This window comes from Stenotrophomonas maltophilia complex sp. Om-AH-Sm3, from assembly GCF_059337855.1.
In genome coordinates, this window is record NZ_JBYBLQ010000003.1 from 189,356 (window position 1) to 202,461 (window position 13,106).

At 65.5% G+C, this 13,106-nt stretch carries 20 protein-coding genes; 14 read left to right on the forward strand and 6 right to left on the reverse strand.

Annotated elements, in window-relative coordinates:
• The first annotated feature begins 38 nt into the window (after window positions 1-38).
• The 4 genes from AC10QF_RS05390 (at window position 39) to AC10QF_RS05405 (ending at window position 2,629) form a co-directional block, all read left to right on the forward strand.
• On the forward strand, window positions 39-1,022 hold the full coding sequence (locus AC10QF_RS05390; RefSeq protein ID WP_494541891.1) for a LacI family DNA-binding transcriptional regulator: 984 nt from the start codon (window positions 39-41) through the stop codon (window positions 1,020-1,022).
• A 120-nt stretch (window positions 1,023-1,142) separates the two neighbouring features.
• Window positions 1,143-1,763, forward strand: a complete 621-nt coding sequence (locus AC10QF_RS05395; RefSeq protein WP_239666584.1) for a hypothetical protein — start codon at window positions 1,143-1,145, stop codon at window positions 1,761-1,763.
• 45 nt (window positions 1,764-1,808) lie between these two features.
• Window positions 1,809-2,255, forward strand: a complete 447-nt coding sequence (locus AC10QF_RS05400) for a Rap1a/Tai family immunity protein (protein ID WP_312547570.1) — start codon at window positions 1,809-1,811, stop codon at window positions 2,253-2,255.
• A gap of 140 nt (window positions 2,256-2,395) precedes the next feature.
• Window positions 2,396-2,629, forward strand: coding sequence for a metallothionein (locus tag AC10QF_RS05405; protein ID WP_080354781.1), 234 nt, complete (start codon window positions 2,396-2,398; stop codon window positions 2,627-2,629).
• Between the two features lie 24 nt (window positions 2,630-2,653).
• Here AC10QF_RS05405 and AC10QF_RS05410 read toward each other — a convergent pair whose 3' ends face one another.
• The 3 genes from AC10QF_RS05410 to AC10QF_RS05420 form a co-directional block, all read right to left on the reverse strand.
• Window positions 2,654-3,205 (reverse strand): cysteine hydrolase family protein, encoded by a 552-nt coding sequence (locus tag AC10QF_RS05410; protein ID WP_494541892.1) that lies wholly within the window; start codon window positions 3,203-3,205, stop codon window positions 2,654-2,656.
• 3 nt (window positions 3,206-3,208) lie between these two features.
• Window positions 3,209-3,847: a DUF6766 family protein gene (locus AC10QF_RS05415; RefSeq protein WP_049441003.1), complete on the reverse strand. Its 639-nt coding sequence runs from the start codon at window positions 3,845-3,847 to the stop codon at window positions 3,209-3,211.
• Window positions 3,848-3,946: 99 nt separating this feature from the next.
• Complete coding sequence (locus AC10QF_RS05420; protein WP_494541893.1) at window positions 3,947-4,135, reverse strand: hypothetical protein; 189 nt, start codon at window positions 4,133-4,135, stop codon at window positions 3,947-3,949.
• A 148-nt stretch (window positions 4,136-4,283) separates the two neighbouring features.
• Between AC10QF_RS05420 and AC10QF_RS05425 the strand changes: the two genes are divergently transcribed.
• From AC10QF_RS05425 to AC10QF_RS05440, 4 genes are all read left to right on the forward strand, one after another.
• On the forward strand, window positions 4,284-5,447 hold the full coding sequence (locus AC10QF_RS05425; RefSeq protein ID WP_049435273.1) for a zinc-dependent alcohol dehydrogenase: 1,164 nt from the start codon (window positions 4,284-4,286) through the stop codon (window positions 5,445-5,447).
• A 10-nt stretch (window positions 5,448-5,457) separates the two neighbouring features.
• Window positions 5,458-5,955: a hypothetical protein gene (locus AC10QF_RS05430; RefSeq protein WP_049441006.1), complete on the forward strand. Its 498-nt coding sequence runs from the start codon at window positions 5,458-5,460 to the stop codon at window positions 5,953-5,955.
• A gap of 276 nt (window positions 5,956-6,231) precedes the next feature.
• Window positions 6,232-6,660 carry a BLUF domain-containing protein gene (locus AC10QF_RS05435; RefSeq protein ID WP_111190974.1) on the forward strand — a complete coding sequence of 143 codons (429 nt, stop codon included), beginning with the start codon at window positions 6,232-6,234 and terminating at the stop codon, window positions 6,658-6,660.
• A gap of 138 nt (window positions 6,661-6,798) precedes the next feature.
• Complete coding sequence (locus tag AC10QF_RS05440; RefSeq protein ID WP_049441059.1) at window positions 6,799-7,197, forward strand: BLUF domain-containing protein; 399 nt, start codon at window positions 6,799-6,801, stop codon at window positions 7,195-7,197.
• Window positions 7,198-7,212: 15 nt separating this feature from the next.
• On the opposite strand, the gene AC10QF_RS05445 is transcribed toward AC10QF_RS05440, so the two are convergent.
• Window positions 7,213-7,605, reverse strand: coding sequence for a response regulator (locus AC10QF_RS05445; protein WP_111097390.1), 393 nt, complete (start codon window positions 7,603-7,605; stop codon window positions 7,213-7,215).
• A 307-nt stretch (window positions 7,606-7,912) separates the two neighbouring features.
• Here AC10QF_RS05445 and AC10QF_RS05450 point away from each other — a divergent pair, with 307 nt between their 5' ends.
• The 3 genes from AC10QF_RS05450 (at window position 7,913) to AC10QF_RS05460 (ending at window position 9,780) form a co-directional block, all read left to right on the forward strand.
• Window positions 7,913-8,152: a hypothetical protein gene (locus AC10QF_RS05450; protein ID WP_241898812.1), complete on the forward strand. Its 240-nt coding sequence runs from the start codon at window positions 7,913-7,915 to the stop codon at window positions 8,150-8,152.
• Between the two features lie 158 nt (window positions 8,153-8,310).
• Window positions 8,311-8,832 (forward strand): ferritin-like domain-containing protein, encoded by a 522-nt coding sequence (locus AC10QF_RS05455; RefSeq protein ID WP_049416479.1) that lies wholly within the window; start codon window positions 8,311-8,313, stop codon window positions 8,830-8,832.
• 39 nt (window positions 8,833-8,871) lie between these two features.
• Window positions 8,872-9,780: a manganese catalase family protein gene (locus AC10QF_RS05460; RefSeq protein WP_049416476.1), complete on the forward strand. Its 909-nt coding sequence runs from the start codon at window positions 8,872-8,874 to the stop codon at window positions 9,778-9,780.
• Between the two features lie 121 nt (window positions 9,781-9,901).
• Here AC10QF_RS05460 and AC10QF_RS05465 read toward each other — a convergent pair whose 3' ends face one another.
• The gene (locus AC10QF_RS05465) at window positions 9,902-10,225 is read right to left on the reverse strand and encodes a KGG domain-containing protein (RefSeq protein WP_005409695.1); all 324 of its coding nucleotides are present in this window, start codon (window positions 10,223-10,225) and stop codon (window positions 9,902-9,904) included.
• A gap of 303 nt (window positions 10,226-10,528) precedes the next feature.
• Between AC10QF_RS05465 and AC10QF_RS05470 the strand changes: the two genes are divergently transcribed.
• The 3 genes from AC10QF_RS05470 to AC10QF_RS05480 are packed head-to-tail and all read left to right on the forward strand — an operon-like array spanning window position 10,529 to window position 12,487.
• Window positions 10,529-10,996: a BLUF domain-containing protein gene (locus tag AC10QF_RS05470; protein ID WP_111176349.1), complete on the forward strand. Its 468-nt coding sequence runs from the start codon at window positions 10,529-10,531 to the stop codon at window positions 10,994-10,996.
• Window positions 10,993-11,760, forward strand: a complete 768-nt coding sequence (locus AC10QF_RS05475) for a DUF72 domain-containing protein (protein WP_494541894.1) — start codon at window positions 10,993-10,995, stop codon at window positions 11,758-11,760. The genes AC10QF_RS05470 and AC10QF_RS05475 overlap by 4 nt, the downstream gene beginning before the upstream one ends.
• Entirely contained in the window at window positions 11,753-12,487 is a 735-nt protein-coding gene (locus AC10QF_RS05480) for a DNA-formamidopyrimidine glycosylase family protein (protein ID WP_111176345.1), read from the forward strand. Before AC10QF_RS05475 ends, AC10QF_RS05480 begins: the two co-directional genes overlap by 8 nt.
• Window positions 12,488-12,526: 39 nt before the next feature.
• On the opposite strand, the gene AC10QF_RS05485 is transcribed toward AC10QF_RS05480, so the two are convergent.
• Window positions 12,527-13,024 carry a YciE/YciF ferroxidase family protein gene (locus tag AC10QF_RS05485; RefSeq protein WP_494541895.1) on the reverse strand — a complete coding sequence of 166 codons (498 nt, stop codon included), beginning with the start codon at window positions 13,022-13,024 and terminating at the stop codon, window positions 12,527-12,529.
• Window positions 13,025-13,106: the final 82 nt, after the last annotated feature.

The window sequence follows — 13,106 nt, forward strand, 5'->3', positions numbered from 1 at the left end:
CCGGCCCTGAACAGCGCTCAATTGCGGGAACGTTACCAGTGAGCATCAGCATCAACGACGTCGCACGCGTGGCGGGGGTATCCAAGTCCACGGTGTCGCGCGTGCTCGGCGGAGGCCCGGTCAGCGAGGCCGTGCGCGGCCGGGTGGAGGCGGCGATCCGCCAGACCGGGTACCACCCCAACCTGCAGGCCAGACGCCTGCGCGCCCGGCACACCGGCATCATCGGCCTGATCGTGGCGGATATCCGCAACCCGTTCTTCACCGCGCTGATCCGCGCCGTGGAGGAAGTCGCGTACCGGGAAGGCCTTCGCGTCACCCTCTGCAACACCGATGAGGACCCCGAGCGCGAAGCACTGTACCTGCAGTTGATGCATGAGGAGCGCATCAGTGGGTTGATCTTTGCGCCCACCCGGACCACGGTGGGGCGGTTGAACCGGTTGAGGCTGGATTATCCGACGGTGCTGGTCGACCGTGCCGCACCGGGTGGCACGATCGACAGCGTGGTCCTCGACAACGCAGCGGCGATGTCAGGCCTGGTCGAGCACCTGGCCGAGCGCGGTTATCGCCGCATCGGTGGCCTGTTCGGCAGCACCAGTACCACGGCGTCCGAGCGCCGCGATGGCTATCGCGCTGCGATGCGCAGGCACGGCTGGGAGCCCGACTTCCGCGAGGTCGAGCCCACGGCCGAGGCCGCCATCGCAACGGTCGAGCAGTGGTTGACCAGACCTTCGCGTCCCGAAGCGCTGGTCACCAGCAACAGCCTGCTGCTCATGGGCGCATTGAAAGCGGCCCGCAGCGCTGGGCTTGCGATTCCAGGAGAGCTGGCGCTGGCAGGGTTCGACAATGAGCGATGGACCGAACTGGTCGAACCCGGGATTACCGTGGTCGAGCAGCCGGTTGAAGATATGGGGCGAGCTGCGATGTCGCTGTTGCTGGAGCGCCTGCGCATGCCGGAGCTGCCGGTACGCAGACTGGTGATGACGGGAAGGTGCGTGGTCAGAGGGTCAACGGCTGCGCGATAGTCTGGCGCCGCGCCTGCGGCAGTAGCAGTCGCAGTACATGAGGCTGGCACTGGGGTGTTGGCGGGTCGCGCGTTGTCTGCTAAAAGCCATCTGGACACGCAGACCCGATGGATCATCGCCTTGTCAGAGCCTTATTCAGCGCTGTTGCGCCTGCAGTTGCGCCACGAAGATCTCTCCAGATGGCTGGCGGCGCCCCTGCCTTCGCCATCCCGATGGTCCGACTGGCGATGCATCGCCGGGCCGTGGCGCTTGGGCAACGGTGAATGCCTGGCGTCTTCAAGCGACGAAGCGTTGGATGAGCTGCTCGTAGACTGCCAGGCCCTGCTGGCCCGCTACCCCGACAATCGCGCCGCATTGAAGGCCTTCCTTGCATCCGCGCAGGCCGAGAATATCCAGGTTGCCGCCTATGACCGCACTGGTACGCACTTTGTTGCGGGATCGCTGACGTATTCGGAAAGCCTCTACGATCTCATCGCGTTTCTGACTGTGGCACGGGGCGCGGCCGATTTCCTGAAGGCGGGCGACCACGGGGTGGCACTGGTCCACGACTATCTCTGGGCAGAGGAAGGTGAGCGCGAGACCGTTGCCGCGATTGCCCTGGCCGGCCAGGGGCAATCCGGATTCCTTTCTTCCACGGACCTGGATACCGCTGCCGCGCCCTTCGACACCTTGGTGGATGCCATGCTGGACGCTGAGGACGACCCGGCGTTCCAACCACGCAACCAGCTTGATCAACTCTGACCGGCGCCGCGTGGAATCCGGAAAAACGACAGCCAGGACCCTGATATGAAAGGACATCACGCCCGCCGCGCGCACCGCCGCATGCCCTGGCTCCTGACACTGGGCCTCGGCGCCCTGGTGGGACCCGCCGTGGCAGGCACAACGCAACCGGAACGCACCTGGCTTGTCAGTGGGGCGGAGCTCATCACGCTGCTGCAGGGCAAAGGCGCTGACGGGTTCTGCGATGGCGAACACTGCCGGGGGCTGTCCAGCGCCCGGGCCAGCAGCTACATACTGGGCGTTGCCGATGCCAGCCGCGGGCAGTGGTGTGGGCAGGGCCGGATCCTTCCGCATGAACTGGTCGATCAGGTGTCTTCCCATCTCCGGCAGCTGCCCCGCGGGCGACTGCAGCAGGATGCGTCTGCCCTGGTTGTTGAAGCGCTGCGTACGTCGTTCCCCTGTAATCGCGCCGCCTCGCCTGGTGGCCGTGCCGAGCCCGGCAAAGCAGGATGAAACACCAGTCAAGCCCGGCATTCCGCACCACGCAGCCCACCCCGCGCGGGCGTTCTGCACGCCTGCGACACGGTGCATTCACGGCTGTCGACATCCGCGCACGCCACACTGCGCGTTCCTTCCACGGCACGGGGTGCAGCATGGCCACCTGTGATGTCTGCGGCAACGACTATGACAAGAGCTTCACCCTCCAGCAGGGCGGACGCAGCGGTACGTTCGATTCGTTTGAGTGCGCTATCCACGCATTCGCACCGCGTTGCGCGCACTGCGACTGCGCCATCATCGGACACGGTGTCGAGGGGAACGGCCGGATCTTCTGCTGCGCACATTGCGCCGGTCATGCCGGTGTAAAGGGTATCGCAGACCGGGCCTGAACCGGATGCAGCGCCATCCGGCGGTCATGCCGGCACAAGAGAGGCAAGCCGTGCGACGCGGGCTGCGCCGGAATCGGCGAGCAGCGCCATTGCGCGCTGTTTCTGCGCCGGCATCCCCGCCACGGCCTCCCGTGCCAACACTACGTCGAATTCCCTGGCGTTGGCATCCAACGCGGTTGCCAGAACACAGGAATCGGCCGTCATCCCGGTGAGCCAAAGACGCCGCACGCCCAGCTTGGCCAGCAGAACCGGCAGCGGGGTGGCGAGGAACGCCGAGTGCTTGGGCTTGAGCACGAAGTAGTGATCGGACAAGGGGGAGAGCAGCTCGGCTATCCGCCCGGCTGGCCCCCCGTCCCGGCGGCACTGTTCGACCTGTTGGCGGAAGTCACGCTTCCAGTCCGAGAAATTGTCATTGGCATAGATGACCGGCCATCCGTGGTCATCGAAGTGGTCTCTCAAGCGCCGGATCTGTCTGGCCGCCCGCTCCGCGGCCGGTACCAGCGCCTGCGCCCCCGGGAAGTCGAAGCGACTGAACATGTCGATGATCAGCAAGGCCGGTGATGGGTCATCCGCCATCGTTCAATCTCCTGTCTGCGCGTGCGGGGCCTCGACCGGCTTGGATTGCGGTGAGTCCTTCTGCCGCAGGAAGATCGTAAGCACGACCAGCGAAAGCACGGCAAGGAATTCGCTCTGCCAGTTCTGCATCGATTCAAACCAGAACGTGCTGCTGCCCAGATGCTCCAGAAAACCCGGCGCCGGCAGCCCCTGCAACTGCTGCTCGGCCTGCTCGGCGCGCCAGCTGCCCATTGCATGCAGCGTAAAGCTGAGCAGGAACAACAGGCCGAAGGCGATCGCAAGCGAGTGGCTGTATACCGCCTTCCACGCGCCACCGCGGCGAACCGGCCACGGCGCAGGTCCCGGCTCGACGCGATTCTGTTCCTGTGCGGGATCCAAGGGCCGGGATTCGGCCGAGCCGCGTTGGCGCAGGCTCACCGTCAGAAGGACGTACATCCCCATCTGCAGGAATTCGCTTTCCCAGTTCTCGAACGTTGCACTGACAAAGTGGCCGGTCGCCAGGTAGTGCCAAAGGTCGATCGGCGCGCGCCCGTGCTGTATCAACTCCTGATTGTGCACGTGATGTCCCGCGACCGCCTGCCCGACAATGAACACGACAGTGAGTGCAAGCAGTACCAGCGAGAGACCGTTGCGTCTCCACATGCAACACCTCGTTCAGGCTGACCAGGAACCATGCGCGCAGCTTGCGCCGGCAGCGGCCCATGGCTTGTGAATCCGGCGCATCCAGAATGTGAGGCGGACTCAACGCTTGCCCGTGGGATCGGGATCAGGTCGTTCGTAGTCCTCGGGGACGGCCTTGGGGCCATCGCTGTCGTCAGGCATGTCGTGCTCCTTCCACTTCGCTCGATCATTGCGCCGCTTGTCCGGCGTGTGGGCCTTCGACTGATCATCCACGTCTGTTGTTGGATTGAAAGGCAGCTTGTCGTTCATGGTGGGCTCCTGTGGCGGGTATTCGCAGCGTGGCCCGGGCCGGGTTAACGCAATGGCGCCGCGGAATGAACGCTGCGCACACCCGGATGTCACCGAAGCAGGAGGGAGGCCCTGCGATGCTGGCGTTCCGATCTTCTGGAGAAGCACGATGCAGGCATTGACCTATCACGGCCGCAAGGATGTGCGCGTCGAGACCGTGCCGGACCCGGTGCTGGCAGCTGAGGACGACCTGATCCTGAGGGTGACCGCCACCGCCATCTGTGGGTCGGACCTGCACCTGTACAGGGGCAAGATTCCCGATCTGCACGACGGCGATGTGCTGGGCCACGAATTCATGGGCGTGGTGGAAGAGGTCGGCAGCGGCGTAACCCAAGTGAGGCCGGGCGATCGCGTGGTGATTCCTTTCGTGATCGCTTGTGGCGAGTGCTTCCACTGCCGGCTGGCCGAGTATGCCGCCTGCGAGACCACCAACCCGGGCAAGGGCGCTGCGCTGAACCAGAAGGGCCTTCTGCCTCCGGCGGCGTTGTTCGGATACAGCCATCTGTATGGCGGCGTGGCAGGCGGACAGGCCGAATTCGTGCGCGTGCCCAAGGCGAATGTGGGGCCGCTGCGCATTCCGGAAGGCGTGGCTGACGAACAGGTTCTGTTCCTGTCGGACATCCTGCCCACCGGCTATCAGGCCGCGCTGAACGCAGGGGTCAAGCCGGGCTCGACAGTGGCGATCTTCGGTGCCGGCCCGGTTGGGCTGATGAGCGCGGCCTGCTGCCGGCTGCTGGGAGCGGAGACCATCTTCATGGTCGACCATCTTCGCTACCGCCTGGACTACGCGCGTCGTGCCTACGGTGTGACAACGATCGACTTCAAGGAGATCGAAGACCCGGCCGACTACATCCTGACCCAGACCAGTGGGCGCGGCGTGGATGCCTGCATCGAGGCCGTCGGTTTCGAGGCCGAGGGCAGTGCGCTGGAGTCAGCGCTGACCGCCGTGAAACTGGAAGGCAGCAGCGGCGTGGCCATCCGTCAGTGCATCGCAGCGGCCCGCCGCGGCGGCGTGGTCAGCATTCCCGGTGTCTATGCCGGTTTCATCCACGGGTTCCTGCTGGGCGATGCGTTCGACAAGGGCCTGACATTCAAGATGGGGCAGACCCACGTGCAGGGACTGATGCCGGAACTGCTCGACGCCATCATGGAAGGAAAGCTGGATCCTGGGGACATCATCTCGCACCGGATGCGCCTGGCCGACGCAGCGCAAGGTTATGCGATGTTCGATGCCAAGGACGACGACTGCCGCAAGATCGTATTGACGCCCTGAGCAGGCCGTCATGAGCGGGATTGTCATGGCCTGTGTCTACGCAGTCTGGCTGTCCGCCGGTGCGCTGGACTTCCACTTCCACCGGCGTACCGACCTGCCGCACACGTCCGCGATGCGCGAGAGCCTGCTGCATGGGCTGCAGCTGCTGCTCATCGGCAGCGGCGTGCTGGCATGGCTCGTGCTGGAAAGCACCTGGTCGCTCATCACGCTGCTGGCGGTCCTGGTCATCGCCCACGCAATCGCCGGCTACTTCGACACCGTCAGCGCGGACGGGCGGCGACGCATCAGCCCGGCCGAGCAGCACGTGCACAGTGTGCTCGACGCCGCTCCTTGGGTCCTGCTGGGCTGGGTGGCGTGGCAGGCCGAACCTCGATGGGCAGTCAGTGTGGCCCCGGCAGCACCGGCGCTCTGGTGGTTCGTATTGCTGCCGGCGCTTGGCCTGGTGGTGTTGCCATGGCTGTGGGAGCTGCGCCAGTGCGTGCTTGCCAGGGAACATCGCCAGCGGTGACCGCGTGAGGAACACTGCGCCGGGTATTCATGTGGCCGCCACATCGCCAAGACAGTGATGTGACCGCAGGGCGCCTACGTCCATGACCCATTTTCATTGCAGGCCGGGCATTCCGTCGCACCGCAGCAGGCGAGGGGGCGTCAGCACTCCCGGATCCAGCCCGAGCCCATGAAATCAAGGTTCATCGAGCACTGTGTGACCTGTTCACTGTGCGCGTTTACGGCGCGTGAACGCTGCCGACCTTAGATTCATCGGCTGGGAGAGTAGGAGGGGCCGATGCCGAACGTCGCGATTGTCTATGTCAGCCAGGCTGTCCCCGGGTTCACCCCGGAATGCCTGGCTGCGCTTATGGAAGATGCGGCCCGCTTCAACCGATCGGCGGGCGTGACCGGCGTCCTGTTGTTTGACGGACAGCGCTTCCTGCAATACATGGAAGGCCCCGCCGACGGGCTGGATGTTGCCTTCTCCCGCGTGAGCGGCGCCCGCAGCCACACCGAACTGACCGAGCTCGGGCGTGGCCGCGTCGGGCAGCGGCGATTGCCGTTCTGGCCGATGCGCTGCCTGTCGGTCAGCGTGGGCGAGCTGCAGAGGATCGCCCTTGCTGACTGGAGCCGTTTCATCCAGCGGGCGGTAACGAGCCAGAACGAAGCCGAAGCGATGGAGAAGCTGCTCGCAATCGTTGAGCCCTACGCGAACGCCGCTTGAAGTCCGGGACCGGTGTTAGCGCAGTGTGCAGCCGAGGGGACGGGGCGGTGCCTCAGCGCCTGAAGGCCCTCATCCCTGCCTACAACGGGGCAGCGATCATTGCCGTGCAGGAAACCTCCTGCGCCAGAAGGAACGATTGTGCCCCTCCGCGCGATCGCCTACGCAAGTGAGGCGATACCGGGGCTTTCCATGGACCATGTGGACGACCTCGCCAGGGCCGCCACCCGCTTCAACTTCGAAGCCGGCGTGACGGGTGTACTTCTTTATGACGGGCTCCGCTTCCTCCAGTACATCGAGGGACCGGAAGACAGCATCAACGTGGTGTACAGCCGCATTCTCAGTGCCCGCAGCCATTGCGAGCTGATCGAACTGGGCCGCGGCAGGGTTTCCGGCCGGTTCTTTCCCTACTGGCCAATGCGGCTGCTGTGGGTACAGGGCTCTGATATCCGGGATGTGGCGCATGGCAACTGGGATGGGCTGTCCCGTGGTGGTGCGCTGCGCCAGCTGAGCCTGGTGGTGGCCCCGCACCTGGGTTGACCGCTGTGGCTGGGGTCAGTGTGCGGAAGAGGGTGCGCAGGCGTCGCCCACCACGCGCCGCACAGTGTCCTGCAACTGACCGACGTGGAATGGTTTGGCCACGAAGGCGGCGCGGCGGTGGCGCTGCGGCACCAGCTGGTCATAGACCGCGGAGACGAACAGGTAGGGGATGCCGAGTTCCGCCAGGCGATCTGCGACTGGGAACACCACGCCGTCGCGAAGCTCGACATCCAGCACGGCGCCGTCGAATCGCTGGGTGTCCAGCAGTCCCAGCGCGTCGAACACGCTGTACGCGTGCGTCACCTGGTCGCCGGCGTCCTCAAGTGCATGTTCCATCAGTGCTGCCAGGTCGAGCTGGTCTTCCACCAGCAGCAGGTTGCATCTGCGCTGGCTCATTCCGGATTGCATGTGTGCAGCCTGTATTGCTTCGGGAGCGCCAGTCTGTGCTGTGCAGCATCAATATGGTGCGTGCGGGTTGTCAGCCCGGCGCGAAGCCCGTGAAGCGCGCATCCAGCACCGTCGAGGCGGCGTGCAGGGCCGGATGGAGCTCGTTGACGGCGCCTTGGCACGTGCCATGGATACTGCCGCCGTCCCCCGCATCGGAGCTTCTCTCATGCCGCTATCCGGAACCGATTCTGCTTCTCCACGCGTCCTGCGTCTGGAGTGCATGCCGCTGGACTGCGGTGGCACTGCCATCGTAGTGGAACTGGACCGCATGCCTGAACGCACGTGGATGAAGTCGCTCAAGCGGGCGCTGCAGGCCGACGATCTCCTGGAGGGCGCGCACGCCAAGTTCGATGGGCGCTTCGTGTATGTCGTGGGCGTGGAGGGCGGCGCTCATCGCATGCAACATCGTGTGGTACAGGCGCTGGTGGCAACGGACGCTCCGCGCGCGTCGGGTGGCAGCCTGCAAGGTCGAGCCGGCGGCGCGGCACTGTCCAGCCCGGTGCCCTGATCGCGTAACGGAGCCAGCCCGCGGTCCGTGCATGTTATCGCTGCATCAGGGCGGCGTGCAGCGGCCACCTCCAGCGGTTCACACCGCCCGACAAGGCGGTGATTGCCAGCGCTCCACCATGTTCTCCGGAGGCATGTCGCCCCAGACCGGAGATCGAGATGGCAGACCACAACGACACCCGACGCGAACGCCTGCTGAAATGGCTGCAGGATGCCTACGCCATGGAGCAGGAAGCGGAGACCATGATGAAGGCCATGGCTTCGCGGATCGAGAACTACCCCCAGCTTGCTGCCCGGATCGGCCAGCACGTCCAGGAGACACAGGGGCAGGCCGCTTCCCTGCGGCAGTGCATCGAGGCGCTGGGAGGAAGTGTGCCCACCGCAAAGGGATTGTTCGCCAGCATGACCGCCGCCATCCACGCCGCTGGCAACACCCTGATGGAAGATGAGGTGGTCAAGAGCGTGGGCCTTTCGTTCGGCTTCGAGAACACCGAGATCGCCACGTACCGGGCGCTGGTGATCGCTGCCGAGCGCGCCGGTGCGCCCGACATTGCGGCGGTGTGTGGCCAGATCCTGCAGGAAGAGGTTGCCATGGCGCGCTGGCTGGAGGACCACCAGGACGGCCTGGTCGGCGCGTTCCTCAACCGTGACGAAACGCCTGGCGCCCAGGCCAAGCGTTGACCGCGAAGCCAGCCCACGCCAGCCACTGGAGAAATCCTCATGTTCTTTCATCACAAGAAACTCATGTACACCGTGCGTGTTCGCGAATCCAATCCGCAGCTCGCCAGCCTCATGCTTGAGCAGTTCGGCGGCCCGCAGGGCGAGTTGGCCGCTGCGATGCGCTACTTCACCCAGGGACTTGGCGAATGCGATCCCGGGCGCAAGGACCTGTTGATGGACATCGCCACCGAGGAGATCAGCCACCTGGAGATCATCGGCACCATCATCGCCATGCTCAACCGCGGGCCCAAGGCAATCCAGTCCGAAGGGCTTGCCGAGGCCGAGGACATGCGGCTGCTGGGCCAGAACAGCACCAGCCACACCGAACAGATCCTCTACGGCGGCGGCCCGGCGCTGGTCAATTCCAGCGGGGTGCCCTGGACAGCCGCCTACATCGACTCGATTGGCGATCCCAGCGCCGACCTGCGCTCGAACATCGCGGCCGAAGCCCGCGCCAAGCTGGTGTATGAGCGCCTGATCAACGTCACCGACGACCCGGGCATCAAGGACGCGCTGCGCTTCCTGATGACGCGCGAGATCGCGCACATGAAGTCGTTCGAGAAGGCGCTGCACAGCATCCAGCCCAACTTCCCACCGGGCAAGCTGCCGGGGGATCCTGCGTTCACCGATCTGTACATGGACATGTCGCAGGGCGACGGCGCCGACGACCTGCAGGGCAGCTGGAACAGCGGCGAGCTCTGGGAGCGGGTCAGCGACCGCGAGGCACAGGCTGCGGTGGACGGTGGCGACGGCAGCGGCACGGTGGACCTGGATCCGCGCGAACAAGCGGCGGTGCAGGCCATGACGCTGCGCACGCTCTCCGATCCGGAAGCGCGGCCGACCACCGGGGCCGAGCTGGGGGCCGGCCCGGGCGCGGGCGCACTGGACCTGCCGCCACGCGAGCCGTGAAAAACCTGGGGCGCCCACCTGCGGCGCCCCAGTTGAAACGCCCGTGAGTGACCCGAGGGCGCACGAAAGTGGGCGGACATCACGTCCGCCCACGAAGGGGTACATCGGGTTTCAATGCCGATCAGCGCTGCTGGCCACCGCGGTTGTTGCCGCCGCCACGTTCCTGCTGTTGCTGCCCGCCTCCCTGGTTGCCGCCCTGGTTGCCACCACCGCGACTGTTCTGGCCGCCTTCGCGACCGATGTCAGCCATGTGCTGGCGGTCCTGGCTCACTGCTTCGCCGCCCTTGCGGCCGGCTTCGCGTGCTTCTTCCGAGCTGAATTCATGGGCGTTACCTGACTCGTGCGCGGCACGTCCACCCTTGGCGGCGATCTCGCGCTGCTTGTCCTCGTCCATCGAAGCGAAACCGCGGTTGCTGTTGCCCTGGTTCTGGTTCTGGTTGGCCATGGAAAGTCTCCCTGGGTTTAGCCGCCCGATTGGCGGCAGCGACCATCTTCCAGATCCGGCGCTAGACGGCGGTGGCATGGCTGCCAACGTGGCGTCATCCGGAAGCCCGCGATTCCTCATCCTGCCTCCACGGACCATGGTGCACGCGTGTGCGCACAGGCAGACACGTATTCCGCAACCCAACCGCGCGTCAACGCGATGCGGAAGGGCCACGCCACAGTTCGACGCAGCCTCCACACCGATCTCACCGCGCGTACGATCCGCGTGGCTAAGGTAGAGCGGTCTGCAACAACCGGTGGTGCCATGCCTTTTCGAGCAATTGCCTACGTAAGTGAAGCCTCCCGCAACCTCACGGAACAGCGGCTGCAGCAGCTTGTGGCGGAGGCGGTGCAGTTCAACGAATCCGTCGATGTCACCGGCACACTGCTGTTCGATGGCTCGCGCTTCCTGCAGTACCTGGAAGGCCCGGAGGCAGGAATCAAGGCCGCTTACATGCGCGTTCTGGCCGCCAGCAGCCACAGTGGGATCGTCGAACTGAACCGGGGCAGGGTGGGGCGTCGACAGTTTCCGCACTGGCGGATGCGCAGCGTGCGGGTGGACGAGCTGGCGCTGGGAAAGATCGCCATCTCCGACTGGACCGGCTTCGTGCGCAGCGCGACGGCGCTCGACTCGGGGAAGAGTGCACTGGATCGTCTGCTGTCGGTTTCGCAGTCGCACACGGAGGCAGGTGCGGCCAGCATCACGGAACCGGACGGGCAGCTGGCACGATGAAGGCCGCAGCCGCCCCGGTTGCGCCCGCCCCACCACGCGTCGGTTGTGCGGGATGGTCGCTGCCGCGGGCGGATCAGGAAGCGTTCGGCGCGGGCGACAGCCTACTGCAGCGCTATGCCACACGCCTGTCGATGGTGGAGATCAACTCGTCCTTCTATCGACCGCACCAGCCCAGGACTTACGCGCGATGGGCCGCGAGCGTTCCGGAGGGCTTTCGGTTCGCGGTGAAGCTCCCGCGCGAGATCAGCCATGAGCGTCGGCTGCGCGATGCAATGCAACCGCTCGAACAGTTCCTTGAAGGCGTGCTGGCGCTGGGCGGAAAGCTCGGTCCGTTGCTGCTGCAGTTGCCGCCCAGCCTGGTGTATGACACGACCACGACCGAAACCTTCCTGCGGGGCCTGCGCGCCCGCACGCGGGCCGATCTGGCGTGCGAGCCGCGCCACCCGAGTTGGTTCACGCCGGAGGTCGATGCGCTGTTGAGTGCGCATGGCGTTGCACGGGTTGCCGCGGATCCGGCACGGGTGCCGGCGGCAGCGATGCCCGGCGGTCACCGCACGTGGAGCTACTGGCGCTGGCACGGCCAACCGCAGATCTATCGCAGTGCGTACAGCGAGCAGACCCTGGCGAAGCTGGCGCAACGGCTGCAGCGCGAAGCCGATGCGCAACGGCCGGCCTGGTTCGTACTGGACAATACCGCACTCGGCCACGCTACCCGCAACGCCCTGCGCCTGCAGGCGCTGCTGCAGGAGAACGCCCATGCCTGAAGGTCCTTCCATCGTGCTTTTGCGGGAAGCGGCGAGCTATTTCAAGGGGCACGTGGTCCGCACCGTGTCCGGTAACAGCCGCATCGACCTGTCACCGCTGCAGGGCCGCAGGGTCAAGGCGGTCCGCAGTTGGGGCAAGCACTTCCTGCTGGAATTCAGCCGCCACACGCTGCGCATCCACCTGATGATGTTCGGCAGCTGGCGCATCGACGAACGGAAGCCAACCCCGCCGCGTGTATCCCTGAGGTTCGACAATGGCGAGCTGAACTTCTATGCGTGCTCCGTGCGGCTGATCGAGGAGCCGTTGGACGATGTCTACGATTGGCGCGCGGACGTGATGAACGAGGCCTGGGATCCAAAGCTGGCCCGGCGCAAGTTGAAGGCCATGCCGGATGTCATGGTCTGTGATGCGCTTCTGGACCAGACCGTCTTCGCCGGCGTGGGCAACATCATCAAGAACGAGGTGCTGTTCCGGATAGGCGTGCATCCGGCCACCCGGCTGGGCGACCTGCCGCCACGCAGGCTTACCGCCATGATCGAGCAGGCCCGCGCCTACAGCTTTGATTTCCTGGAGTGGAAGCGCCGTTTCGAGCTGAAGAAGCATTGGCAGGTGCACACGAAAAAAGTCTGCCCTCTGTGCGGTGGCCCGATCAGCAAGCTCTACATGGGGACCACGCGGCGACGCACGTTCTTCTGCCCGAATGATCAGGTGCTGTACGGGCCCTGAGGCGGCCATCCGTGGCCGCCGGGCTCCGCGGTGCGCCGGTCAGGCGGCCTGCGCGGCCTTGGCGTTGCCGCCGCCCTTGGCCAGCAGGGTCAGCTTTTCGTCGGTGGCCTTCTCTTCCTCCAGCGTCTCCAGCAGCAGCGGCAGGGCATCCTTGTAGCCCAGCTGCTTGGCCAGCGCGGCGATGGTGCCGTAGGACGCAATCTCGTAGTGCTCGACCTTCTGCGCGCCGCCGATCAGGGCCGCATCCCGCACCGGCCCCTTGTCGATGGTGTCGATCACTTCCTTGCCTTCTTCCACCAGGCCCTCCATCGCCGCACATTTGATGCGCTTCAGGCGAATGCCCAGGATCTCCACCACCTGGTCGATGCGCTCGATCTGGCCCTGGGTTTCTTCCAGGTGCGTCTCAAACGCCATGGCCAGGTCCGGGTTCTCGGCCGCACGGGCCAGGCGTGGGAGGGCCTTGGTCAGCTGCTTCTCGGCGCTGTAGATGTCCGAGAGTTCGTGGATGAACAGGTCTTCCGCCGTCTTGATAGCCATACTGGGCTCCGCAGTGAGTGGAGTGCGCAGCGTAGGTCCTGCCCGGTTGCGATCGGGCAGGGGCCAGGTGAAGGCCGCATGG

Excerpts from the sequence above, each read along its gene's own strand:
- AC10QF_RS05400 (WP_312547570.1), top strand. The coding sequence starts at position 1,809 with ATGAAAGGACATCACGCCCGCCGCGCGCACCGCCGCATGCCCTGGCTC.
- AC10QF_RS05405 (WP_080354781.1), top strand. The coding sequence starts at position 2,396 with ATGGCCACCTGTGATGTCTGCGGCAACGACTATGACAAGAGCTTCACC.
- AC10QF_RS05410 (WP_494541892.1), bottom strand. The coding sequence starts at position 3,205 with ATGGCGGATGACCCATCACCGGCCTTGCTGATCATCGACATGTTCAGT.
- AC10QF_RS05415 (WP_049441003.1), bottom strand. The coding sequence starts at position 3,847 with ATGTGGAGACGCAACGGTCTCTCGCTGGTACTGCTTGCACTCACTGTC.
- AC10QF_RS05420 (WP_494541893.1), bottom strand. The coding sequence starts at position 4,135 with ATGAACGACAAGCTGCCTTTCAATCCAACAACAGACGTGGATGATCAG.
- AC10QF_RS05425 (WP_049435273.1), top strand. The coding sequence starts at position 4,284 with ATGCAGGCATTGACCTATCACGGCCGCAAGGATGTGCGCGTCGAGACC.
- AC10QF_RS05430 (WP_049441006.1), top strand. The coding sequence starts at position 5,458 with ATGAGCGGGATTGTCATGGCCTGTGTCTACGCAGTCTGGCTGTCCGCC.
- AC10QF_RS05435 (WP_111190974.1), top strand. The coding sequence starts at position 6,232 with ATGCCGAACGTCGCGATTGTCTATGTCAGCCAGGCTGTCCCCGGGTTC.
- AC10QF_RS05445 (WP_111097390.1), bottom strand. The coding sequence starts at position 7,605 with ATGCAATCCGGAATGAGCCAGCGCAGATGCAACCTGCTGCTGGTGGAA.
- AC10QF_RS05450 (WP_241898812.1), top strand. The coding sequence starts at position 7,913 with ATGCCTGAACGCACGTGGATGAAGTCGCTCAAGCGGGCGCTGCAGGCC.
- AC10QF_RS05455 (WP_049416479.1), top strand. The coding sequence starts at position 8,311 with ATGGCAGACCACAACGACACCCGACGCGAACGCCTGCTGAAATGGCTG.
- AC10QF_RS05460 (WP_049416476.1), top strand. The coding sequence starts at position 8,872 with ATGTTCTTTCATCACAAGAAACTCATGTACACCGTGCGTGTTCGCGAA.
- AC10QF_RS05465 (WP_005409695.1), bottom strand. The coding sequence starts at position 10,225 with ATGGCCAACCAGAACCAGAACCAGGGCAACAGCAACCGCGGTTTCGCT.
- AC10QF_RS05470 (WP_111176349.1), top strand. The coding sequence starts at position 10,529 with ATGCCTTTTCGAGCAATTGCCTACGTAAGTGAAGCCTCCCGCAACCTC.
- AC10QF_RS05475 (WP_494541894.1), top strand. The coding sequence starts at position 10,993 with ATGAAGGCCGCAGCCGCCCCGGTTGCGCCCGCCCCACCACGCGTCGGT.
- AC10QF_RS05480 (WP_111176345.1), top strand. The coding sequence starts at position 11,753 with ATGCCTGAAGGTCCTTCCATCGTGCTTTTGCGGGAAGCGGCGAGCTAT.
- AC10QF_RS05485 (WP_494541895.1), bottom strand. The coding sequence starts at position 13,024 with ATGGCTATCAAGACGGCGGAAGACCTGTTCATCCACGAACTCTCGGAC.